Genomic DNA, 22467 nt, shown 5'->3' with positions numbered 1-22467 from the left:
ATGTTATTAAAAAAAGAGAATGGGTGGAAAAATAAGGATTTGGAGAGGGAAAAAATATTTGATTTTTGTCAAGAATATAAAACTTCTTTAGATTTAGGAAAAACAGAAAGAGAATATGTAAGATTTGGTTTAGAATTAGCTAAAAAAAATGGGTTTGTATGTGCTAATTCAAAGGAAAGATTAGAAGTAGGGGATAAAGTTTATTATGTAAACAGAGAGAAAAATTTGGTTTTAGTAGTGGTGGGAAAAGAAGATATAAAAAAAGGAATAAATTATGTAGTTTCTCATATTGATTCTCCAAGAATAGATTTAAAGCAAAATCCACTATATGAGGAGCTAGAACTAGCGTATATGAAAACGCATTATTATGGTGGAATAAAAAAATATCAATGGGCATCAATACCTTTGTCTTTACATGGTGTTGTTATTTTAGGTAATGGAGAAAGAAGAGATATTATAATAGGAGAAAAAGAGGATGATCCTGTATTTACAATACCAGATTTATTACCACATTTAGCAGCGAAATATCAAGGAGATAGACAAACTTCTGAAGTTATAAAAGGTGAAGAATTACAAATAATAGTTGGATCTATACCAACTGAAGTTAAAAATAGCGAAATTAAAGAATTAATAAAATATCAAATTTTAGAAGAGTTAAACAGAACATATAATATGATAGAAGAGGATTTTATATCAGCAGAATTTCAATTAGTTCCAGCTTTTAAAGCTAAAGACATAGGGTTGGATAGATCTCTGATTGGAGCCTATGGTCAAGATGATAGAGTTTGTGGTTATACTTCATTGAGAGCAATATTAGATTTAAATGAAGTTCCAGTAAAAACAGCTGTTTGTTTTTTAGCAGATAAAGAAGAAACAGGTTCCCATGGATCAACGGGATTACAATCTAATTATTTAGAATATTTTACAAGTGATTTAATCAACAAAATTCAAGGGACATATAATGATTTAGATTTAAGAAAAACTCTTTGGAATTCAAATGCATTATCATCAGATGTAAATGCAGCAATGGATCCTATATTTAAAGGAGTTCATGAACCTCAAAATGCAGCAAAATTAAATTATGGTATTGTTGTAACTAAATTTACAGGAGCTAGAGGTAAGAGCGGAACAAATGATGCAGATGCAGAGTATGTATGGAGTATAAGAAACCTATTAAATACTCATGGAATTACTTGGCAAATTGGTGAATTAGGTAGAGTTGATGAAGGTGGAGGAGGAACTGTTGCTATGTTTTTAGCTGAAGTAGGAATAAAAACGATAGATGTGGGACCAGCACTTTTAGCAATGCACTCACCATTTGAAGTATCGTCAAAATTAGATATATATGAAACATATAGAACGTATAAAGTATTTTTTGAAAAAATGATTTAAGAAATAGAAAAGCTCTCTATTCTAGACAACATTTCTAGATTAGAGAGCTTTTAAAAGTTTGTTTAAAAGTTTGTTTGTTTTTATAAAAGTTTTTTAGTTTGTTTTCCTTATAGTCAAAAAAATTGGTATCATTAAAGATATTTATATAGACTTAAGGAAAAAAATGTAAGAATTTCATCATATTTAGTTCCTCCCTCGAAGATAATCCACTAAAGATAAATATCCTGACTCTTTTCATTCTACTCGTAAACCTTCCCAGAAATAAATCCAGTGGTATAAAATACTTTCGTCCAAATTACAGTGGCGGGGCCGTAGAGGAATCAAACCTCATTTCCTTATCTAAGTGTCATGTTATATTATTTAACATTAATATGAATATACTCCATATATTGTTTAAAGTCAAGGGTGAAATTTAAATAAAAAAAGTTTCCATTTTTTGATAACATATGTTATTATAACAAGTGTTATTATACTTGGAGGTGAATTTAAGTGAAAATAGGAGATTTAAATATAGAGGTACCAATTATTCAAGGAGGAATGGGAATAAGAGCATCAATGTCTAGATTAGCTTCAGCTGTAGCAAATCAAGGTGGAGTTGGTGTTATATCAGGAACAGCTATTCCAGCAGAAGAATTTAGAGCAGAGATAAGAAAAGCAAAAGAGATGATTATAGAAAAAGGTGGAGCACTTGGAGTAAATATAATGGTAGCTGCATCAAATTTTGCAGAAGCTGTAAAAGTATCAATAGAAGAGAAAGTTGATATGATAATTTGTGGAGCAGGATTTTCAAGAGATATTTTTGAAACTGTAAAAGGAACAGGAGTTAAAATTGTACCGATAGTTTCAAGTTTAAAATTGGCTAAAATAGCTGAAAAGTTAGGTGCAGATGCCATCGTTGTAGAAGGTGGAAATGCTGGTGGACACCTGGGAACAGATAAAGATTCTTGGGATATAGTAGAAGAGATTGTAAAAGGAGTTTCAATACCTGTTTTTGGTGCAGGAGGAGTTATAACACCAGAAGATGCAGAAAGAATGATGGCTTTAGGTGCAGATGGAATTCAAATGGGAAGTAGATTTATAGCAACTGAAGAGTGTGAAGTAAGTCAAGAGTTTAAAGAGATGTATGTTAATTCAAAAGAGGGAGATGTAGTTCAAATTATGAGTTCTGCAGGTCTTCCAGCAAATGCTATAATATCACCATATGTAAAAAGAGTTATTAATGAAGAAAAGTTAACTCCTAAAAAGTGTACAAGTTGTTTAAAAAAATGTAGTAGAAAATTTTGTGTAAAAGATAGTTTAATAAAAGGTCATGAAGGAGATTCATTAGAAGGAATTTTCTTTGCAGGAAAAGATGCGTGGAAAATTAACGAGATTTTATCAGTGAAAGAAGTGTTTGATTTATTTAGAAGTAAAGTTGTAAAATAATATAAAAATAAATAGAAATCTAGTACGTTAGTACTAGATTTTTTTTATATTCATGATATAATCAATTGATAAAAATAGAATTAGGAGGATTAAAGTTGAAAGTTATATTTTTTATTCTAACTTTTTTTGCGGTTTTAGGAGCCTTAGATAGATGTTTTGGAAATAAATTGGGGTATGGAAAAAGATTTCAAGAAGGAATATGTGTAGCAGGTCCTTTGATACTTGCTATGTTAGGAATTTTATCGATAAGTCCATTAATTTCAAAATTTTCAAAACCATTTGTTGAAAAACTTTACTTTTTAACTGGGATAGATCCCTCGATATATATAAACTCAATTTTAGCAACAGACATGGGAGGATATTTTTTAGCAAAAGATTTAGCAATAAATAAAGAATTAATTGATTTTTCAGGAATAATATTAGGTTCAATGCTAGGAACAGTAGTAATTTTTACAATGCCTGTAGCTTTTGGAATTATTGATGATTTGTCAAAAGAGAATTTTTCTAAAGGAATATTAAGTGGTGTAGCTACAATTCCTTTAGGTTGCTTTGTAGCAGGAATAATTATGGGACTTGATATGATTTTAATAATTCATAATCTAATTCCAGTAGTAGTTTTTTCAGGAATTATTTGTGCAGGATTATGGTTTTTTCCAGAAAAAACTTGTAAAATATTTGATAAATTTGGTAAAGGAATGACAATAATAATAACTTTAGGATTAGTTTTAACTATTATAGAAACTATGTTTGGATATTCAATAATTCAAGGATTAAATCCCATAGATGAAAGTATGAAAATAGTTACAAGAGTAGCTTTAACTTTAAGCGGAGCTTACCCATTTTTATATTTTATAGAGAAATATTTTAAAGAAACTTTAAAAAAAATGGGATCTTTATTAGGAATAGATGAGAGTGGGACCGCTGGTTTTATGGCATCTTTAGTGAGCAGTATACCGATGTTTGGAATTTTTAATAAAATGGATAATAATAGCAAAATAATAAATAGCGCATTTGCAGTAGCAGGTTCATATGTTTTTGGAGGACAATTGGGATTTGTGGCAGGAGTTTCTCCGGATAATATATTACCTTTCATTGTAGCCAAATTAGTAGCTGGATTTAGTGCAATTTATCTGGCTAAAACTATGTTTATTAATAAAAAAGAAAAAAATAAAAGCTTTATATTAAATAAAAATTTCAAAATAAACTAGGAGGGATGAATTTGGAAAAAATTATATTAGAATTAAAAGAAAGATATATGGAAATTTTTGAAGAATTAAAAGAGTTAAATAGCTATCTTTTTGAAAATCCAGAATTAGGTTTAAAAGAGTTTAAAGCAAGAGATAAACATTGTGAAATTTTAAGTAAGTATGGATTTTTTATAGAGAAAGGTTATTGTGGAATTGAAACAGCCTTTTTAGCAAATTATGTAGGAGAAAAACCTGGACCAAGAATAGCTTATTTAGCTGAATATGATGCGCTTCCAGAAATCGGTCATGGATGTGGTCATAATATTTTAGGTGTAACTAGTAGTGCTGCTGGAATACTTTTAAGAGAGTTTGTAAATATATATGGTGGAGAAGTATTAGTTATTGGAACGCCAGCGGAAGAAACAGATGGAGCAAAGGTGGCTATGGTAAAATCGGGAGCATTTAATAATATTGATGTTGCGATGATAGTTCATCCTACAAGTGGAAATTTACACTTGAGAAGTAGTTCGAGTCAGGCTATGGAAGCTTTACAATTTACATTTAAGGGGAAAACTTCTCATGCAGCTGGATCTCCTCACTTAGGAATAAATGCCTTAGATGGTGTAATTACGCTATTTAATACAATAAATGCATTAAGACAACAAATACTACCAACTGATAGAGTACATGGAATTATAACAAAAGGTGGAGAAGCGGCTAATATAATCCCAGATTTAGCTGTAGCTAATTTTTATGTAAGATCAAGAAATAAAAATGAATTGGATACACTTTTAGAAAAAGTATTAAATTGCGCTAAAGGTGCTGCAATTTCTTCAGGAACTAAATTAGAAATAGAGAACTATGAAACAAGTTTTTTAGACTTAATAACAAACAAAACCTTAATGAATCTTTATGAGGAAAGTTTAAAAGATATCGGAATAACTGAAATGAAAGATTCGGAGGATAGTGGATCTACTGATGCAGGAGATGTAAGTCATGTGTGTGCCACAATTCATCCATATTTACCTTTATATAAGGATGTAATTAGTCATAGTAGAGAATTAGCACAGTGTACAATTGAAGATGGAGCTTATAAAGGTATGGAAGAAGCTGTATTAGCTCTTGTTTTAACAGGAATAAAAATATTAAAAAGTGAAAAAATATTAGATGAAATAAAGTTAGAATTTGATAATAGAAAATAATAAAAAAGGATTGTCCTAAGTATGACAATCCTTTTCTTTTGTTTAAAGTTATTTTTTAGCTAAAAGGTCTCTGATTTCTGTTAATAGAATCTCCTCTTTACTAGGACCAGGAGCAGGAGGTGCCTCCTCTTTTTTACGAAGATGATTAATACCTTTAACCATCAAAAAAATACAAAATGCAATTATAGTAAAATCAACAACAGATTGGATAAAATTACCATATCGTATAGCTGCCTCAGGCACAGTTCCTTCAGCAGGTTTAATAACATACTTCAAATTGCTAAAATTAACTCCACCTAAAAATATACCAATAATAGGCATTAAAATATCATTTACAATAGAACTAACAATTTTTCCAAAAGCACCACCAATAATAACACCAACAGCTAAATCTATAGCGTTTCCTTTTATGGCAAACTCTTTAAATTCTTTTAAAAACATTTAATAGCCTCCTTAATTACAGCAAGATTAAGAGATTTCAATAGCCTTAATTACATCACAATCAAGAGCATTACGATATAAACCTAAAACTGTAGGAATTCCATCAGATTCATCAGATTTAGACACCATAAACTCTTTGATTCTAATTTTGTGGCATTTTTTACATTTATATATATAGTATAGTTGACTCATCTCGTTTCCATAATCATCAGTAAAATTTTTCTTCGCTAGTCCTAAGAATTCAAAGTCGTGTACAAAGTGCAGCATAGGTTTCCCTCCTTTTATTATAAAAGTATTATGCTAAATATATACTAAATAAAAGTTAATTTCTTTTTCTAGCTAAAAAAAATTATAAGATTTTTCTATTTTTCCTTTTCAATGTTACTGCAGCACCTGTTATGAATGTCATGAAATCTGCAAAAGGTAAAGAAAGCCAAACACCATCAATTCCTATAAAATCAGGTAAAGTAAATATACCAATAATAATAAACACAAAACTTCTTCCAAAAGATAAAATATTAGCAAAAGTAGATTTTTCCATAGATTGAAGATAAGATATATTTATAAAGTTTGCTCCTAAAAAAATAACAGCTGAGGAATAGATTAAAAGACCTCTAGAAGCAAGTTTAATTAATTCTATATCGCCATTAAAAAATTCTATAATAAAATCTCTTTCAAAATAAACAAAAGAGAGAATTGATAAAGCAACGATTAAAGAAATTTTATGTCCTAAAATTAAAGTTGCTTTAATTCGATCTCGATGTTTAGCACCAAAATTATAACTAATGATGGGTTGAATTCCTTGAGCTAAACCATTAAAAATCATTCTAAAAACATAGAAAATATATGCAATTATACTAAAAGCAGCAACTCCAATCTCGCCAGTTAAAATCATTAAAGTAGAGTTGAATAAAATTGTAATAACAGCGACAGCAAACTCTAAAATAAAAGATGAAAAGCCATTTGAACAGATTCTTTTTATAATTTGTAAATTTAAAGTTTCTTTTATAAATTTTATATTACAGTCTTTCCTAAAGAAATATGAGAGTAAAAATAATGCAGATGCCATTTGAGCAATTCCAGTAGCATAAGCAGCACCATACATTCCCCACTTAAACTTAATTATGAATAAAGCATCTAGTAAAATGTTGACGATTGCACCTATTCCCATAGAGGCCATAGCAAAATTTGGGCTATTATTGTTTCTAACAACTGCATTTAAGGATATAGAAAGCATAAAAAATATACTAAAAATAACTCCAGGAATTAAATAAGCTTTGGTTAAATAGAAAAGTTTCTCACTGCTTCCAAGCAAGAAAATTATTTTATCTTGAAAAATAAGAGTTAATGAACAAATAAGAATATATGATATAACATTTAAAATAATCATATGTGAAAAGTATCGGTTAACTTCTTTTAAATTTCCTTCTCCTTGCTTTATAGAAATAACTGTTGCACCACCAGTTCCAAACATCAAACTTAAAGCTATAGTCAGTGTAATAATGGGATAAGCTAAGTTTATAGCAGCTAAACCATCTCCACCAATTCCTCTACCAATAAAAATGCCATCAACAATAACATAGAAAGCCGATATTAACATTCCCATAACAGCAGGAAAAGAAAAATTAAAAAATAACCTACTTATAGAATCCTTCTCTAAATCAATTGAACGAAATTTCATTATTAACTCCTTTTAAAATTTTTACGCTGAGGTAGATTATAACATAAAAAAAAGAGACTGATAAGTCTCTTTTTAAATTCCTTTTAAGCTATAAAAATTGGAGTATTAACATGCTCTAAAATGTTTAAACCCATACGATTAGTTACTTTTTCAAAGAAAAAAGAATGACTAAGATTTCCCATGATTAAAAGAGAGGTTTTATTAAGTTCAAAATAAAAATCCTCAATATCATCTAAAGGTGAAGAAAAACCTCTTAGATTTGGAAGTACTCCTTTATCGTGAATAAGTTCAAGTAGAGTATGCTCATTTTTCTTATAGTTCCATGTAAAAACATCAAGTTTTTCAATATCTGTATTTGAAAATAAAGTAAGGAAGTTATAAACACTTTTATTAACTTTTATTCCATCATCAGATACAATACCAATATTTTCAAAACTTAAAGGCTTACCTCTTAAAACTATAATTGGTCTATAGATAGTTTTTAAAATTTCTAAAAAGAGATCTCCTAAAAATAATCCTTCTTGATAAACAAGAAGATCATTTAATCTTAAAAGATTTTTTAAGTTTTCTGTAGTAACTTGAACGATTGTAAGTAGGTGAGCATTTAATTTGTGTTCAATTAATTTTTCTTTTGTTTTATCTAAAAAATCATCTTGAAGCTCAGAAAAATCTTCAAGAAGATTTGCTGAGTCCTCAGAATTGTTAATAAAAGGATTTACATTTAATGCATAAACAGGAGTTATCTCAAAACCAAATTCTTTTTTTAATGAAAGACAACTTTCAATTATTAAATTAAGATCATCTCCACTTTTAAAAATAACAAGTGCTTTTTTCATAAAAACCTCCAAATATATTGATATCTATAATTAATTTATTGAAAATAGTTCATTTTTCCTTTTTAATTTCAAAAGAAATCCATTGAATTTCAAAAATATTTATATCTATATAATAAAAACCATTAGTTTTTATTATTTTTTTTAAAATTAATTTAAGAAAAAGATTTATTTGTAAAGATGCTACAATTGATACTACAAAACAAAGATTACCTGTTTTACTTTCCACTCCTTCAATATTTTTTTTTGGATAAATTTGTTGTAATAAAGGAGAATTAGGTAAAATACAACTAACTTGTCCAAAATATCCTGCAACGGCTCCATAAATAAGGGGTATGTTGAAAATTTGACATTGTTCTTCAATATTGAACTTAGTAATTATATTATCACAGCAATCGAAAACGATATCTATGTCTTTAAAAATAGTTTTAAAGCAACATTCTTCAAATTTATAATTAAAAATTTCTACATTAATCAAAGAATTAATTGAGTTAATATATTTTTTTCCCTCTAAAACTTTAGAGAAACCAATATTTTTTTCCGTCGATAAAAGTTGGCGATTTAAATTAGTAATATCAAAATTATCAAAATCGATGAGTTTAATTTTCTTTACTCCTAGCCGAGCTAAAGAGTCTAAAACAAATCCACCAAGACCACCAAGGCCAATAACTAAAATGTTTTTTTGTTTTATAATTTCTTGTTCAAATTCACTTAATGAGTCAAAATTTTTGATATATCTTTTTTCCATTAGCCACCACCAACAGGTGGAAAAATTGAAATAACATCGTCATTACAAAGTTTTGTATCTAAAGAGCGATGAAAGCCATTAACTAAAAATATAGATACTTGATCTTGTGAAATGTTAAAGATTTTAAGAAGTTGAACTCCTGTAATATCTTGATAAAACGGTATTTTTACAATATTTCCTCTATTATTTCTAAGAGTAGCAAAAAAGCGAATCTCTAACATAAATCTTCTAATCCTAGTTTTTGTAGAGTTTCTTTTGTAGGGAAGGCATTTTCCCATCCACGAGCTTTGTAATATTCAGGAAGCATTATGTCAAGTTTACTTTTAAGTCCTTTGGAAGGACCATTTACAATAGCTTCTTTTAAAAGACGTTTAGGAAGTTGGTCATCTTCAGGTTTCATTCCGGCCCTTTTATTGAAAACTCTTTCTAGATTATAAATTCGTTCACCAGTATCTAAAAGTGATGTTACAGTGTGCTCCGTACCAGTAGCAGCATTTAAGAAATTAGTATAATCCTCTGCATTAAGAGCAAAAGAAGTAAACAGACATATTCCCATAGAATCGATAACAGCAGTTAAATCCTGGAATATTTTAGTCCAAGAGGCTTTATTATCTGTAACAGTCCGATCTAGTAACTCAGGATGAGCTAGAATTTCTGGAGATATCATATAGCCTCTAACGTGACATCCTCCACGATTACTAGTAGCATAATTTAAACCAATGCCTTGTATTCCACGAGCATCGTAGGCAGGAAGTTCTTGTTTTTTAACAGACATTGATATTTCAGGGTGACCATAATGTTCACATAATCTTTGTGAACCTAAAGCCATTAATTTGCCAAGAGAGGTTTCTCCAAATCCAATTCTCTTTGTCCACTCAACTACAGCAATTTTACTTCCAAACTTTAAAGGAATACCTTCGCAATCATTGTCAGAAATAAGGCCTTTTTCGTATAGTTCCATTCCAGCTGCAATAGTACAAGGTACAGAGATTGCATCTAATCCAAGTTCATTACACCAAAAATTAGCTTCATTAATTGTAGGTATATCGTAGACTCCACAATTTCCACCATATGCCCATAAAGTTTCATATTCAGGACCACCAATTTCTTTTCCTTCTCGTTCTACAACTCGTCCACAACCTATTGGACATCGGTGACAGTTATATGTTCTTTTTAAATATTTCTCAGTAAGAGTTTCTCCACTTATATTTTCTGCATTTTGAGAATATGATCCTTGCCAATTGTTTGTAGGAAAACTTCCAGTTTCATTTATAATATTTACAAGAACAGCAGTTCCATAAGTAGGTAGACCAGTACCAGTTACACCATCTTCTTTTATTTTTTTCATTGCTATAACTAATTCTTTTCTTAGAGCATCTGGATTATTAACAGGGATTGAATTTTTTGAGGAATTAACAACAATTGCTTTTAAATTTTTAGATCCCATAACAGCTCCTACTCCAGATCTACCAGCAGCTCGATCAGTGTCATTTATAATAGCAGCCATTAGAGAGAGATTTTCACCGCCAGGACCAATATTCAAAACAGAAGCTTGAGGATATTTCTCTTTTAAAAAAATATCAGTTTCAGTACTAGTTTTTCCCCAAACATGATGTGCATTTAAAATTTCGACTTTGTCATCATTAATATATAAATATTTAGGAGTATTACTTTTACCTTCTATGATAATGCCATCAAAACCTGAATATTTTAATTTAGCCCCCCATTCACCACCGGAGTTAGAGCAAGCAATCATACCAGTAAGAGGAGATTTTGTAACAACAACATATCTGCCACCTGTTGGAACAGATGCTCCAGTAACAGGTCCAGTCATAATAACTAATTTATTTTCGCTCGATAAAGGATCAACACTAGGATCGATTTCGTCTAAAAGAATTTTACTCCCTAGTCCTCTTGCACCAATAAATTTTTTAGCAATTTCTAAATTTAAAGGCTCTACTTTTATTTCATTGGTTGTTAAATTGATTCTTAATAATTTTTCATTATATGATGTTTTCATAAATACATACCTCCATATAAATTATATTAATGACTATAAAAACCTATTATTGCGAGTATACCTCATAAATAAGTTATTATCAATAGAATAAGTTAAGAAAAAATATATCTTTTTCAAGAAATATGATAAGATAAATTCAACGATATTATTTGGAGGGGATGATGGAGTTTTTAATAACTATAATTGTAGCTATAGTTGGAGGGAAAATTGGTTTAAAATTAAAAATACCAGCAGGAGCTATGATTGGATCTATGGTTTTGGTTTCGATTTTTAATTTATTTTCAGGTAAGGCTATAATGCCACAAGAATATAAGATATTGACACAAATAGCTACAGGAGCATTTATTGGTGCAAGAATAGAAAAGAAGGATATTTTAGGATTAAGAGAGGTATTAAAGCCAGCAATACTAATAGTTAGTTGTATGGCATTAATGAATTTTATTTTAGGGTATATACTTTACAAGAATTCATCATTGGATTTAGCAACAGCATTATTTTCAACTGCTCCCGGTGGTATGATGGATATGACACTTATTGCTCATGAGTTAAATGCTGATTCAGCTAAAGTTGTAATGTTTCAACTAATTAGATTAATATCTGTAATAGGAGTTATCCCTATTTTTTTAAAGAAAATAATAAGAAAAAAAGGAGAGGCTGAAGTAGTAAAAACTTATGAAAAAAGTAAATCTGATAAGAAAAATAGTTTAGAGAATATAATTTTAACAATAGTTGTTGGAATTGTAATAGGATATATAGGGTATTTATCAAAAGTACCAGCAGGAGCCTTGAGTTTTTCTATGATTGGAGTTGGAATATTTAATATTTTTTTGAATAGAGGAGTTATGCCAATTCCTTTGAGACAATTAATTCAGATGTTTGGAGGAGCTTTGATAGGAACTAAAGTATCTTTAAAAGATGTTTTAGAAATGGGACAGTTGTTACATTTGGTTGTTATTGTTATTATAGGATTTTTATTTATGAATATTATTATTGGCTTAATAGTTTATAAATCAAGTAACTTTAATATAGCAACGTCTCTTTTTTCAGCAGCACCAGGAGGAGTATCAGATATTTCTATTATTGCAAGTGAAATGGGAGCGGATACTCCAAAAGTTGCGATTATCCAATTAATGAGATTGGTATCAATTGTAAGTTTTTATCCTATATTAATTCAAATTATTGTAAAAATAATAAAATAAAAAAGAACTCTTAAAAAATTAGAGTTCTTTTTATTATATTTTAAAATTAAAGTAGTGGTTTAATCGAATTTTTAAGTTCATCACAATTTGTAAATAATACACTATGAAAACCTATTTTTTTAGCTTCTTCAATATTATCGAAATTATCATCTATAAATAGTGTTTCACTAGGATCTAAATTATATTTTGAAAGAAGAATTGCATATATAAAATGATCAGGTTTTAAAGTATTAACTTGATATGAAATAACGCCACCATTCCCAATTCTTAAAAAATCATGCTTATTATACATTTTCTCATAAACATCTTTTTGAAAGTTAGAAAGATAATAAATATTATATCCATAATCTTTTAATGATTTTAAGAGATTAACATTTGCTTCAATAGGAATAAGCATTTCGTGCCACTTATCAAGAACAATAGATATCTCTTTTTTTAAATCAGGAGCTTTTGTCTTAAAAATCTTTTCAGCAATTTCATAGTCGATAGAACCACGATCTAACTCTTTCCATTCGTCGCTTAAAAAAATTAATTTGTATAACCTATCTTCAATATTTTTTTCAAATCCTAATCCTTTTAAAAATTCTTGTGGATGAAAATCTAGCAGAACATTACCAATATCAAATACTATATTTTTCATAATGCCTCCTTTAAAAAATAATTTAGGGTTATTATAAACATACCTCATAAATAAGAAAACATCAATAGCAATTTATAAAAAATCTTTTTCTTTTACAAAAAGTTTTTTTATATTTTTTAAAGTTCCAAAGATAATGACTTTATCACCATTTTCTAAAATACTTTCACCAGTTACACCAACAGAGACATCATCATTTTTTATAATAGTTAAAATTTGAAGAGTGTAGTTTAAACGAATATTAGAATTTTTTAATTGAACTTGAGATAACTCCTCAGGAAGATTAGTTATTGTAACTTCAGCAATAACTTCGGTTTTAAAAACTCCAAGAATCATTATCGGATTATGCTGATTTTTAAACATTGCTTTAATACCAATTTTACTTATAAAGCGATCGAAATTATTTTTTACAAAATTAACTTTTAAAAGAGAGTACCAGATAATAATAAGTGCAATTATTGCGATAAGAACTTTAACAATTAAATGAAAAATATTTCCATCAGTTAGTCTCATAAAAAAATTTATAACCATGGAAACAATTGTAACAGAAAATATATAACCAAAAAGTATTGTTACAAAAGCCAATTTTCTTCGTTTTCTAGAAGATGTAATAAGCTCACTTTCAACAGTTGTAAAACCACAAGTTGTTAGCATAGAAATAACTTGAAAACGTGCAGTTTCTTCTGTAAGTCCAGTAAGTCTAAATAAAATAGTAAATATCTCACAAATTAAAAGATAGGTTAACATTAAGCTAAAAAATGCTAATATTGCGAAATCAGTACTCATAACACCACCTTTAAAATCTATTTAGTTAAAATAATTATGATACATTAAAATACTATTAAAAAAATAAAATCCTTTTTAATTAAATATAAAATTCAATAATATTTAAATAAAGAATATGTTATAATAAAATTAAAAAATAGTTAGGAGTTAGATAATGAAAAAATTAGTATTATTTATAGCGATACTATCGCTAGTTGGATGTATGAAAAAAGAAGTTAAATTTGGAGATGAAAACTTAGAATTAAAAGGAACTAAATTATATTATAAAGATAAGTTATTTACAGGTTTTATTACTCAAGAAGTACCTTTTACTGATAAAGTTATAAAAGTAGAATATATAAATGGAGTTATAAAAACAGAAAAATAAAAAAGATATCTTAAGGGTATCTTTTTTTTTATTTAAAAGGAATACTTATATATTTTTAGAAAAAATACATAAGTAAATTTTGGGAGGATGAGAGTATTATGGAGTTTAAATTTAAATTTTTAGGTAAAACTTGTTGGTTTTTAGAAGTTGACAAAAAATTTAAAATCGGTTGTAATCCATCATTTATTTTAAAAAAAAATAGTGATGTTAAATTAGTCTCTCCTATGGATGATTCTTTTAAAAATATAAAGCTTTGGTTAATTACAGAGTGTAATCCTGATTCTTTTGACGAAGAGGGAGTTAAGGTTATAGAAGATGAAGCTAAGATTATTTCAAGGAAAGAGTGTGGAAAATATTTACGAGATAAAAAAAATGCAAATATCTATTTCGTAGATTGGTTTAAAAAAATAGACCTAGAGATAAAAGGTTATAAAATAGTAATTGAGGTCATTCCAACATATAAAGGAGGAGGGTTTTTATCAAATCCAATATTAGGAAAAGCGAATGGGTATCTTGTAACTATAATAGATAAACTTGGTAAAGTAAAAAGAATTTATGTAACAGGAGAAACAATTTATCAAGAGAATATAATAAAAACATTGATATATTATCCTATAGATATTATGATTGCAAATATAGGACATATAAAAAATAGCTATTTCGGTGGAGAAAAAAGTATGGATTTAGTTATGCTGAACAGCTTTATAAGAACATTGAATCCTACTGAAGTGATAACTATCTTTTCAAAAGGTGAAAGTTCTAGAAAAGAAATGAAAAAATATATAGATTTAATTGAAGTTGGAGAAGAAAAAGATATATAAAAAAGGATGAAGAATTTTTTCTTCATCCTTTTATTTTTTTTACATAAACATGCTAACTCCAGGTCCAATAGGTAATCCTAAGTAAGTCCATGCAATAAACATAATTGACCATCCAATTAAGAAAACTAATGAATATGGAAGCATCATTGCAATGATAGTTCCAATTCCCATAGATCCTTCTTTTTCCTCATATTTAGATGCAAATCCAACTATGATAGGGAAATACGACATTAGAGGAGAAATTATATTAGTAGTCGAATCTCCAATTCTATATGCTAATTGAGTATACTCAGGAGTTAATCCCAATTCAACGAACATAGGTATGAAAACAGGAGAAAGCATTAACCACTTAGAAGAAGCTCCACCAATAAATAAGTTAACAAATGCAGTTAAGAATATTAATCCTACAGCTGCCCAAATTCCAGATATTCCAAGATCTTTTAAAACATCAGCTAATTTAACAGCAATAACAATTCCTATATTTGATTTAGAGAAAACATATACGAATTGAGCAGAAACAAAGATAATAACTAAAACTTGTCCACAAGAAGCCATTGCTTTAGTCATTGACTTGATAACATCTTTGTGTGATTTTACAGTTTTTGCCGCAACACCATAAGCAAGTCCAGGAATAAAGAATGCCAACATAAGAATGTAAACAATAGAATCACTAAAGAAAGGTTTTAAAATTTCCATAGTTCCAGGTTCTCTATTATTTTCAGCTATAAACTTTGTAATTTCTTCAGGAGTTAATCTAAAAATAGCATTTTCAGGAATAACCATAAGTAAAACTAAAATAATAAATCCGATTGTAGCTAATCCAGCAGCTCTTAATCCTTTTTTCTCTTCAGGACTAATTTGATCGTTTAAGTTAATATCAACTTTAGGACCATTATAGTCTCCTAATCTAGGTTCAACAACTTTATCTGTTATCCAAGCTCCAACAGCTGTTATAAAGAAAGTAGAAGCAAACATAAAGAAGAAGTTTGCAGTTGGAGTAACAGAATATCCAGGTAAAACAATTTGTGCTGCAGATGTTGTAATTCCACCAAGTAATGGATCAGTAGTACCGATTAAAAGGTTAGCAGAGAATCCACCAGAAACTCCAGCGAAAGCAGCTGCAATACCAGCAAGTGGATGTCTTCCAAAAGATAAGAAAATTACTGCTCCAAGGGGAATTAAAACAACGTACCCAGCATCTGATGCAATATTTGACATAACTCCAGCAAAAACAACAATAGCTGAAACTAGTTGTTTAGGAGTTGAAATAACAATTTTTTTAATTATAGAATTTAGTAATCCAGTTCCCTCAGCTAAACCAACTCCAAGCATAGCAACAACAATTGACCCTAATGCCGCATGCCCTGTAAAGTTTTTAACTGTTGAACCGAAAATTCCTCTAATACCGCTTCTAGTTAAAAGATTTTGAACATAAGTTGTTTTTTCAATAACTTGTCCGGTAGTTCTTGAGATTTCTTTATAGTTTACAGAAACACCAGTGTAAGAAAGTATCATAGAAAATATAATAGTTATCACAAAGAAACCAAAGAACATGGCAACTGGGTGAGGTAACTTATTTCCTGTAACTTCAACAAAGTTTAAGAATCTCTCAAAAAAGCTCATTTTTTTTGTTGCAGATTTTGTAGACATTTTTTCCTCCCTAATAATAAAGTGAATTTATGGAATAAGTGCAAAAATTGAAAATATTTTTTCACAATTTCCATTTATGAAATATATCGAGTCTATTGATGTGGTATAGTCTCAACTGATTTTATCATAATTTGTTCTATAAAGCAATACAAAAATCAAAAAAAACAAATAAAAAACGCATTTAATAAATCATTAAATGCGTTTTACAAACTTATAGTTTTTAAAATAAACAATTATTTAGAAAAATAGCTTGCATTTTCTCCAGCGATTTTACCAAAAACAGTTATATCAACAACGGCATTTCCACCTAATCTATTAGAACCGTGTATTCCACCAGTAACTTCACCAGCAGCATAAAGACCTTTTATAGGCTTTCCATTAGATAAAACCTCAGCATTTTCATTTATTTTGATTCCCCCCATAGTGTGATGAACAGCAGGAGCAACTTCTACACTATAAAAAGGACCTTGTGATAATAAAGTTGGTAAACTTTGTCTATTAAATTCAGAATCAACACCAGCTTTAACACTTTCGTTATACTTTGAGAAAGTTTTCTCTAACTCGTTAGAAGGGATATTTAAATTTTTAGCGAGTTCTTCAATTGTATTCCCTTTAGTCAAATATCCTTTTTTATCATAACTATCTATAGCTTTTAAACTCTTTTTAACATTTTCATCAAACATAAGGTATGCACTTCCACCTTTTTGATTAAGTTCTGCTTTAGAAACAACATCTCTAGTATCTAACTCATTAATAAATCTTTTACCATCTCTATTAACAAGAATAGCTCCATTACCTCTAACAGCTTCAGTAATCATAACACTATTAGTAGGAATAACTGTTGGGTGTGTTTGAATTTGTTCCATATCAACTAAATCAACGTTAAGAGGCTTAGTCATAATTATTCCATCACCAGTAGCACCTTTGTGATTAGTAGTTCCAAATCCTTTTAAAGAAGCAACATTTTCAACAATTAAATCTGAGTTAGCTCCAAAACCACCAGTTGCAATAACAACTGCTTTAGAATTTATATTATATTTTTGTCCATTTGGAGCTTTAACAACAATTCCTTTAACGGCTTCACCATCATAAATGATAGATTCAGCAAAAGTTGATAATTTAATATCAACTCCTGATTCTTTTGCAGTTTTAGAAAGAGCTGCAATCATATTTGGTCCAACAGGAGCTCCCCCAGTAGGTCTATGTGTTCTATCTACACTTTGTCCACCCATTCTTCCAAGATCAGTTAAATCAGCGCCTTTTTCTATTAGCCAGTCTACAATTTCAGCAGAAGAATTAGCCATTTTTTCAACTAAAGTTTTATTATTTGTATTTTTTCCACCTTTCATAGTATCATCTATAAAAATTTCAACAGAATCTTTAATACCTTTATTTTTTTGGATAGAAGTTTCAGCAGCATTAAGTCCACCCGTGGCATAATTAGTATTTCCTCCAAGAATAGCTGCTTTCTCAACTAATATAACATTTGAGCCCTTATCTTTAGCAGCAATAGCAGCAGAAAGACCTGCTCCACCTCCACCAATAATAACAACATCTGTTGTCACATCGTTATAAACTATAACCTTTTTTTCTTTTGGAGTTAATTTTGCTTTAGATTCTTTAATAGCTCTATCTACAGCTCTTTTTAATCCAACACTAGTAGAAGTAGCACCTGCAACATTATCTACTTTAACAGATTGAGTTTCAATAATATCAGTGATGATAGAATTCATACCATCTTTTGTAAAATCACTTTCTTTTTCTTCCAAAATGCTGATATTTTTAATCTCATTATTTACAATATCAACTTTTACTTTAATATCACCATTATATCCTTTGGCAGAAGAAATAAATTCTTTTCCTTGAGCTAAAGTTGTCATTAAAAGTAAAGAAGTAAAAAGACTTATATACTTTTTGTTAAAAAATTTCATAAATATAACCCTCCCATAATTCATGTATGTAATAATACTAATATACAACTTTAATAGTTTAGAATAAAAGTGAATAAAAATCAAGAAAAATATAATAAAAAATGACGGAAAGTACAAATTCCGTCATTTTTATATTCTAAACTATTTTTTTACCGTGATATTCTGTACTAGGAATTAATTTATTAATTTCTTCAAAATTATCAGATGTTACTCCACCACATACGATAATTTTTATTTTATCTTGAGCAATTTTAATAAATTTATTTAAAAGTTCAGCTCCTTCAAAGGCAGTAGCTTTTTTACCAGAGGTTAAAATTCGATCTATTCCAATTTCTGCTAGTTTCAATATTTCATTTTCTGGATTTTCGATTTCGTCAATAGCTTTATGGAAAGTTATGCTCATTGGCTTTGAAAGTTCAACAAGCTCTTTTAAAAGAGGATAATCAATTTTATTATCTTTTGTTAAAACGCCAAAAACAACTCCAAGTACACCAAGCTCTTTACAAACCTTAATATCCTCTTTCATAATTTCAATTTCAGCTTGAGAATAGCAGAAATCTCCACCTCTAGGTCTAATCATTACAAAAGCAGGAATAGCAAGTTCTCTAATTTTTTTAATAGTTCCATAAGATGGAGTTGTTCCACCTTCAAATAGATTTTCGCAAAGCTCAACTCTATTAGCTCCTTTACTTATGGCAGTAATAGCTTCAGAATATGAACCAACGCAAGCTTCTAATGTTATAGGAGATTTGATTATTTTAATTTCATTATTTGGAAAAATAATTCCTCCTTTTAATACTTTTGCAAAAACACCTTCACGAGGCATTATACAATCTCCAACTCTGTGGTATATTTTACAGTGATGATGACATTGTTTTCCTTTTTGAGTTATTTCAAGAAGAGATGTACCAATTTGTAGTATGCTACCAACGGCAAGATTTTTTAAGTCTATACCTTGAATTATTAGATTTTCTCCAAAAGCTCCAAAATCAACATTTCCCCCCTTATTATTGAAATCATCAATCTTTTCAAGTTCTAATAAACTAATTTGTCTATGCCAATTTCCTCCATGAGCATCTTTTTCTAATCCAAAGTTTTCAATCAAAACTCCACTTTCAACAACAACTTTTTCAGTCCCCTTATTTTCACTTATACAAATTGCTATAACTTTTCCCATGTTATCCTCCTATTTTGTTCATACCCTTTGATTCTATATCGTTGATATTCTCACTATTATTCATGTGATGTTCTTTTGGTTTTTTATCGTAGATAGCTTTCTCAATAATCATCGCTAAAGTTTCTACAGAAGTCTCATCTTTTAAATATGGCATTAAATCAATTCCTTTATTATAATGTAAGCATAGTTTTAAAAATCCGTTAGAAGTTACTCTAACTCGATTACAACTATCACAGAATCTATTTGAAAGAGGACTAATGAAACCAACCTCTCCTATAAATCCAGAAACTTTATAATAAGAAGCAGGTCCGTCAGTAGAGAGATTCGAATTTTTTTCTAATAAATAATGTTTTTTTATAAGATTTAAAATGTCTGAATTCTTAACAGAAGTAAATTTTTTACCTTCTCCAATTGGCATTATTTCAATAAAACGTACACCAATATCTAAATATTTAGTTAAATTGACAAAGTCTAAAATTTCATTATCATTGATACCTTCCATGATAACAACATTTAAACGTATTTTTTCAAAATTTTTTAAAGTTGCTTCTTTAATAGTTTTAAAAATTTTATCAAAATCACCGCCACGAGTAATTTCATTATATTTTTTAGCATTTAAACTATCTAAACTTATATTAATTCTATTTAATCCATTTTTTTTAAATAAATCTAAATTTTCCAAAAGTTGAAATCCATTTGTAGTGATAGCGATTTTTTCAATTCCTTTAATATGATTTATTTTTTCCAAAATTTCATTAAAATCTTTTCTAACTAAAGGTTCGCCACCTGTTATTCTAATTTTTTTTATACCAATTAAAGAAAAAGCTCTAACAATTTTTTCTATCTCCTTACTACTTAATAGATCACAATTATTATAAAAGTTTGTATCTTTTTCAGGAAGACAATACTGACATCTTAAGTTACAATGATCTGTTATAGACAATCTTAAGTAATTTATTTGTCTTTTATTTTTATCTAACATGGGCACTCCTTTATAATAGGTTTAAAGATTAATTATCATAATCTTTTTTAAATTCAATTTTAGCATTAAGAAATTCTTCCATTTCTTGTAAAAGTTGAAATAAAGTGGCTCTATTTTCAAATTCTGCTCTGGTTTTAGGAAGAGGAAAGTTTGAAAATAATTCTTTTAATTCTTTATGCTCTTTAATTAATGGAGTAGTTTTTTTATCAACTTCAACATTTTCTGAAACTTTACTAATGAAATCAGCAATAATTAGACTATATTCATGAGTAATGTATAATCTTTTAAAGCATGTTCTCATTCTAGTTAAAATTCTATATTGTCTTCTTCTCATAGAGAAAAAGTTTAAATTTTCATTACATTTATCAAATAAGGAATTATCATAGTCTAATAAAGAAAATTTACGTCCTTCTTCTATAGTAGCTTTTAAAGATTTAAAATTTTTATCTTCATTTACAGATACACAACTACATTTTAAACTTTCAGAAATATCAGAAAGAATTTGCTTTAAAATTAAATCGACTTTCATTTTAATTAAATCGATTGTTTTAGAATTAGTTGGCATATAAAGATTTAAAATATTTCCAACAGATAGTCCTAAAATTAAAACATAAAATTCATTAAGTAAAAAATCTAAAGAGATTGATTTTTCACTTAGAATATGTGTGGCTAATACAGTAGTAACTAAAAAACCTTGAACAATTCTAAATTTGATGCATAATGGCATAAAAAGAAGAATAAAAATTCCTAAGGTGATATAATGGTATCCTAAAAATGATGATAATAATATAAAAAGAGACATTCCTAAGATAACTGCAAAAAACCGCTCGATTGTAATTTTTATACTATCACTTTTAGTTGCTTGAATGGAAATAATAGCGATAATACTCGCAGTAAGGCCATATTTTATGCCAAAATAATCAGCAAGATAATAAGATAAAAAAGAAGCTAGAGCTGTTTTTATAACTTTATGATCAAAATATTTAAACATAATAACTCCTTTTAATTAAAAATACTAAATTTAAAATTTTCTGCGATTTCTTCAAGAACAGCAATTCCACCGATAGAATTACCTTTAAGATCTAAAGATGGACCAAAAACTCCAATTCCCATTTTTCCAGGAACAACAGATAAAATTCCTCCACCCACACCAGATTTTGAAGGAACACCAACTTTTATTGCGAATTCTCCAGAACCATCGTACATTCCACAAGTTGTCATAAGTGTTTTAGCAATAGTAGCAATGTGTTCACTAACTATTCGATCTCCATTTTTTAGAATGCCTCCTCTAGCTAAAAACAATCCAATTTTAGCTAAATCAATAGCAGTAACTTCAATAGAACACTGCTTAAAATAAATGTCTAAAACATCTTCAACATCTCCAGCAATAAGTCCTTCACCTTTTAAAAAATAAGCCATAGAACGATTTTTATTTCCAGTTTCTTTTTCACCTCTATAAATTTCTTCATTAACTTTTAAATCATTATTTTCAGATATTAGTTTAATAAAATTTAGAACTCTATCAAATTTTTCATTACTATCTTTTCCTTTTATCATAGAACATACTTCAATAGCACCAGCATTAATCATGGGATTAAATGGCTTTCTCATTCTGCCAGTTTCTAATTTTCGAATGGAATTAAAAGCATCACCACTAGGTTCCATTCCTACTTTAGAAAAAACATATTTTTCTCCTCTATCAAGTAGAGCTAACATTAGAGTTAAAGGTTTTGAAATACTTTGAAGAGTAAATTTAACATCAGCATCTCCTGCTATAACACTTTCTTCAGATGTATCTATTATACATATACCTAGGTGATTTTTATCAGCCGTAGATAAACCAGGAATATAATCAGCTACTTTTCCGAGTTCACACATATATTTGTTTCTATTAATAACACCTTCTAAAAAACTTTTCATAAGCATCCTCCATAATTATGTAATTCTTACTTATGATTATATATAAAAAAAGGAAAAATATCAAAATA

General features: G+C 28.6%; 22 protein-coding genes, 1 pseudogene and 1 riboswitch. Of the genes and pseudogenes, 7 read left to right on the top strand and 16 right to left on the bottom strand.

All coding sequences use genetic code 11. The features are described 5' to 3' along the window. From MKD34_RS11005 to MKD34_RS10990, 4 genes are all read left to right on the top strand, one after another. Window positions 1–1392, top strand: coding sequence for an aminopeptidase (locus MKD34_RS11005; protein ID WP_240220337.1), 1392 nt, complete (start codon window positions 1–3; stop codon window positions 1390–1392). 200 nt (window positions 1393–1592) lie between these two features. Beyond that, window positions 1593–1772: riboswitch (cobalamin riboswitch) on the bottom strand. A 157-nt stretch (window positions 1773–1929) separates the two neighbouring features. After that, window positions 1930–2817, top strand: a complete 888-nt coding sequence (locus MKD34_RS11000) for an NAD(P)H-dependent flavin oxidoreductase (RefSeq protein WP_240221598.1) — start codon at window positions 1930–1932, stop codon at window positions 2815–2817. Window positions 2818–2912: 95 nt separating this feature from the next. After that, a complete protein-coding gene (gene eutH / locus MKD34_RS10995) occupies window positions 2913–4025 on the top strand; it encodes an ethanolamine utilization protein EutH (RefSeq protein ID WP_240220335.1) in 1113 nt (370 codons plus the stop codon). 5 nt (window positions 4026–4030) lie between these two features. Next, window positions 4031–5206 carry a M20 family metallopeptidase gene (locus MKD34_RS10990; RefSeq protein WP_240220333.1) on the top strand — a complete coding sequence of 392 codons (1176 nt, stop codon included), beginning with the start codon at window positions 4031–4033 and terminating at the stop codon, window positions 5204–5206. Window positions 5207–5254: 48 nt separating this feature from the next. Here the strand turns inward: MKD34_RS10990 and mscL are convergent, their stop codons facing one another. The 7 genes from mscL to MKD34_RS10955 all read right to left on the bottom strand — a co-directional run bounded on the left by mscL (window position 5255) and on the right by MKD34_RS10955 (window position 10929). Then, entirely contained in the window at window positions 5255–5647 is a 393-nt protein-coding gene (gene mscL / locus MKD34_RS10985; protein WP_023051067.1) for a large-conductance mechanosensitive channel protein MscL, read from the bottom strand. Window positions 5648–5674: 27 nt separating this feature from the next. Beyond that, entirely contained in the window at window positions 5675–5914 is a 240-nt protein-coding gene (locus tag MKD34_RS10980; RefSeq protein ID WP_023051068.1) for a hypothetical protein, read from the bottom strand. 82 nt (window positions 5915–5996) lie between these two features. After that, complete coding sequence (locus MKD34_RS10975) at window positions 5997–7328, bottom strand: MATE family efflux transporter (protein WP_240220331.1); 1332 nt, start codon at window positions 7326–7328, stop codon at window positions 5997–5999. A gap of 83 nt (window positions 7329–7411) precedes the next feature. Then, window positions 7412–8164: a hypothetical protein gene (locus MKD34_RS10970; protein WP_240220329.1), complete on the bottom strand. Its 753-nt coding sequence runs from the start codon at window positions 8162–8164 to the stop codon at window positions 7412–7414. A 49-nt stretch (window positions 8165–8213) separates the two neighbouring features. Beyond that, on the bottom strand, window positions 8214–8909 hold the full coding sequence (locus tag MKD34_RS10965) for a HesA/MoeB/ThiF family protein (protein WP_240220318.1): 696 nt from the start codon (window positions 8907–8909) through the stop codon (window positions 8214–8216). Beyond that, window positions 8909–9130: a MoaD/ThiS family protein gene (locus MKD34_RS10960; RefSeq protein WP_240220315.1), complete on the bottom strand. Its 222-nt coding sequence runs from the start codon at window positions 9128–9130 to the stop codon at window positions 8909–8911. The genes MKD34_RS10965 and MKD34_RS10960 overlap by 1 nt, the downstream gene beginning before the upstream one ends. Further along, on the bottom strand, window positions 9124–10929 hold the full coding sequence (locus MKD34_RS10955; RefSeq protein WP_240220313.1) for an aldehyde ferredoxin oxidoreductase family protein: 1806 nt from the start codon (window positions 10927–10929) through the stop codon (window positions 9124–9126). The genes MKD34_RS10960 and MKD34_RS10955 overlap by 7 nt, the downstream gene beginning before the upstream one ends. A 161-nt stretch (window positions 10930–11090) precedes the next feature. Between MKD34_RS10955 and MKD34_RS10950 the strand changes: the two genes are divergently transcribed. Continuing rightward, a complete protein-coding gene (locus MKD34_RS10950) occupies window positions 11091–12128 on the top strand; it encodes an AbrB family transcriptional regulator (protein WP_240220311.1) in 1038 nt (345 codons plus the stop codon). 46 nt (window positions 12129–12174) lie between these two features. Here the strand turns inward: MKD34_RS10950 and MKD34_RS10945 are convergent, their stop codons facing one another. Then, window positions 12175–12768 carry an HAD-IA family hydrolase gene (locus MKD34_RS10945; RefSeq protein ID WP_240220308.1) on the bottom strand — a complete coding sequence of 198 codons (594 nt, stop codon included), beginning with the start codon at window positions 12766–12768 and terminating at the stop codon, window positions 12175–12177. A 72-nt stretch (window positions 12769–12840) separates the two neighbouring features. Further along, window positions 12841–13551, bottom strand: a complete 711-nt coding sequence (locus MKD34_RS10940) for a hypothetical protein (protein ID WP_240220306.1) — start codon at window positions 13549–13551, stop codon at window positions 12841–12843. Window positions 13552–13705: 154 nt separating this feature from the next. Between MKD34_RS10940 and MKD34_RS10935 the strand changes: the two genes are divergently transcribed. Both MKD34_RS10935 and MKD34_RS10930 read left to right on the top strand, forming a co-directional pair. Continuing rightward, window positions 13706–13918: a hypothetical protein gene (locus MKD34_RS10935; RefSeq protein WP_240220303.1), complete on the top strand. Its 213-nt coding sequence runs from the start codon at window positions 13706–13708 to the stop codon at window positions 13916–13918. A 98-nt stretch (window positions 13919–14016) separates the two neighbouring features. Then, window positions 14017–14739, top strand: coding sequence for an MBL fold metallo-hydrolase (locus MKD34_RS10930; protein ID WP_240220300.1), 723 nt, complete (start codon window positions 14017–14019; stop codon window positions 14737–14739). Window positions 14740–14778: 39 nt separating this feature from the next. On the opposite strand, the gene MKD34_RS10925 is transcribed toward MKD34_RS10930, so the two are convergent. The 7 genes and pseudogenes from MKD34_RS10925 to glsA all read right to left on the bottom strand — a co-directional run bounded on the left by MKD34_RS10925 (window position 14779) and on the right by glsA (window position 22399). Further along, a complete protein-coding gene (locus tag MKD34_RS10925; protein ID WP_240220298.1) occupies window positions 14779–16389 on the bottom strand; it encodes an AbgT family transporter in 1611 nt (536 codons plus the stop codon). 233 nt (window positions 16390–16622) lie between these two features. Further along, window positions 16623–18320: a flavocytochrome c gene (locus MKD34_RS10920; RefSeq protein WP_240220295.1), complete on the bottom strand. Its 1698-nt coding sequence runs from the start codon at window positions 18318–18320 to the stop codon at window positions 16623–16625. 136 nt (window positions 18321–18456) lie between these two features. Further along, complete coding sequence (locus MKD34_RS10915; protein ID WP_240221578.1) at window positions 18457–19062, bottom strand: copper homeostasis protein CutC; 606 nt, start codon at window positions 19060–19062, stop codon at window positions 18457–18459. Window positions 19063–19224: 162 nt separating this feature from the next. Beyond that, window positions 19225–19497: pseudogene (locus tag MKD34_RS10910) on the bottom strand (MOSC domain-containing protein); the annotation flags it as partial. A 1-nt stretch (window position 19498) separates the two neighbouring features. Further along, entirely contained in the window at window positions 19499–20479 is a 981-nt protein-coding gene (moaA, locus tag MKD34_RS10905; protein WP_240220281.1) for a GTP 3',8-cyclase MoaA, read from the bottom strand. Window positions 20480–20507: 28 nt separating this feature from the next. Next, the gene (locus MKD34_RS10900) at window positions 20508–21470 is read right to left on the bottom strand and encodes an aromatic acid exporter family protein (RefSeq protein WP_240220279.1); all 963 of its coding nucleotides are present in this window, start codon (window positions 21468–21470) and stop codon (window positions 20508–20510) included. 11 nt (window positions 21471–21481) lie between these two features. Further along, complete coding sequence (glsA, locus tag MKD34_RS10895; protein WP_240220277.1) at window positions 21482–22399, bottom strand: glutaminase A; 918 nt, start codon at window positions 22397–22399, stop codon at window positions 21482–21484. Between the last annotated feature and the right edge of the window lie 68 nt (window positions 22400–22467).

It is taken from the genome of Cetobacterium somerae, assembly GCF_022430525.1.
Classification (GTDB): domain Bacteria; phylum Fusobacteriota; class Fusobacteriia; order Fusobacteriales; family Fusobacteriaceae; genus Cetobacterium_A.
This window is presented reverse-complemented; position numbering and strand designations above follow the sequence as displayed.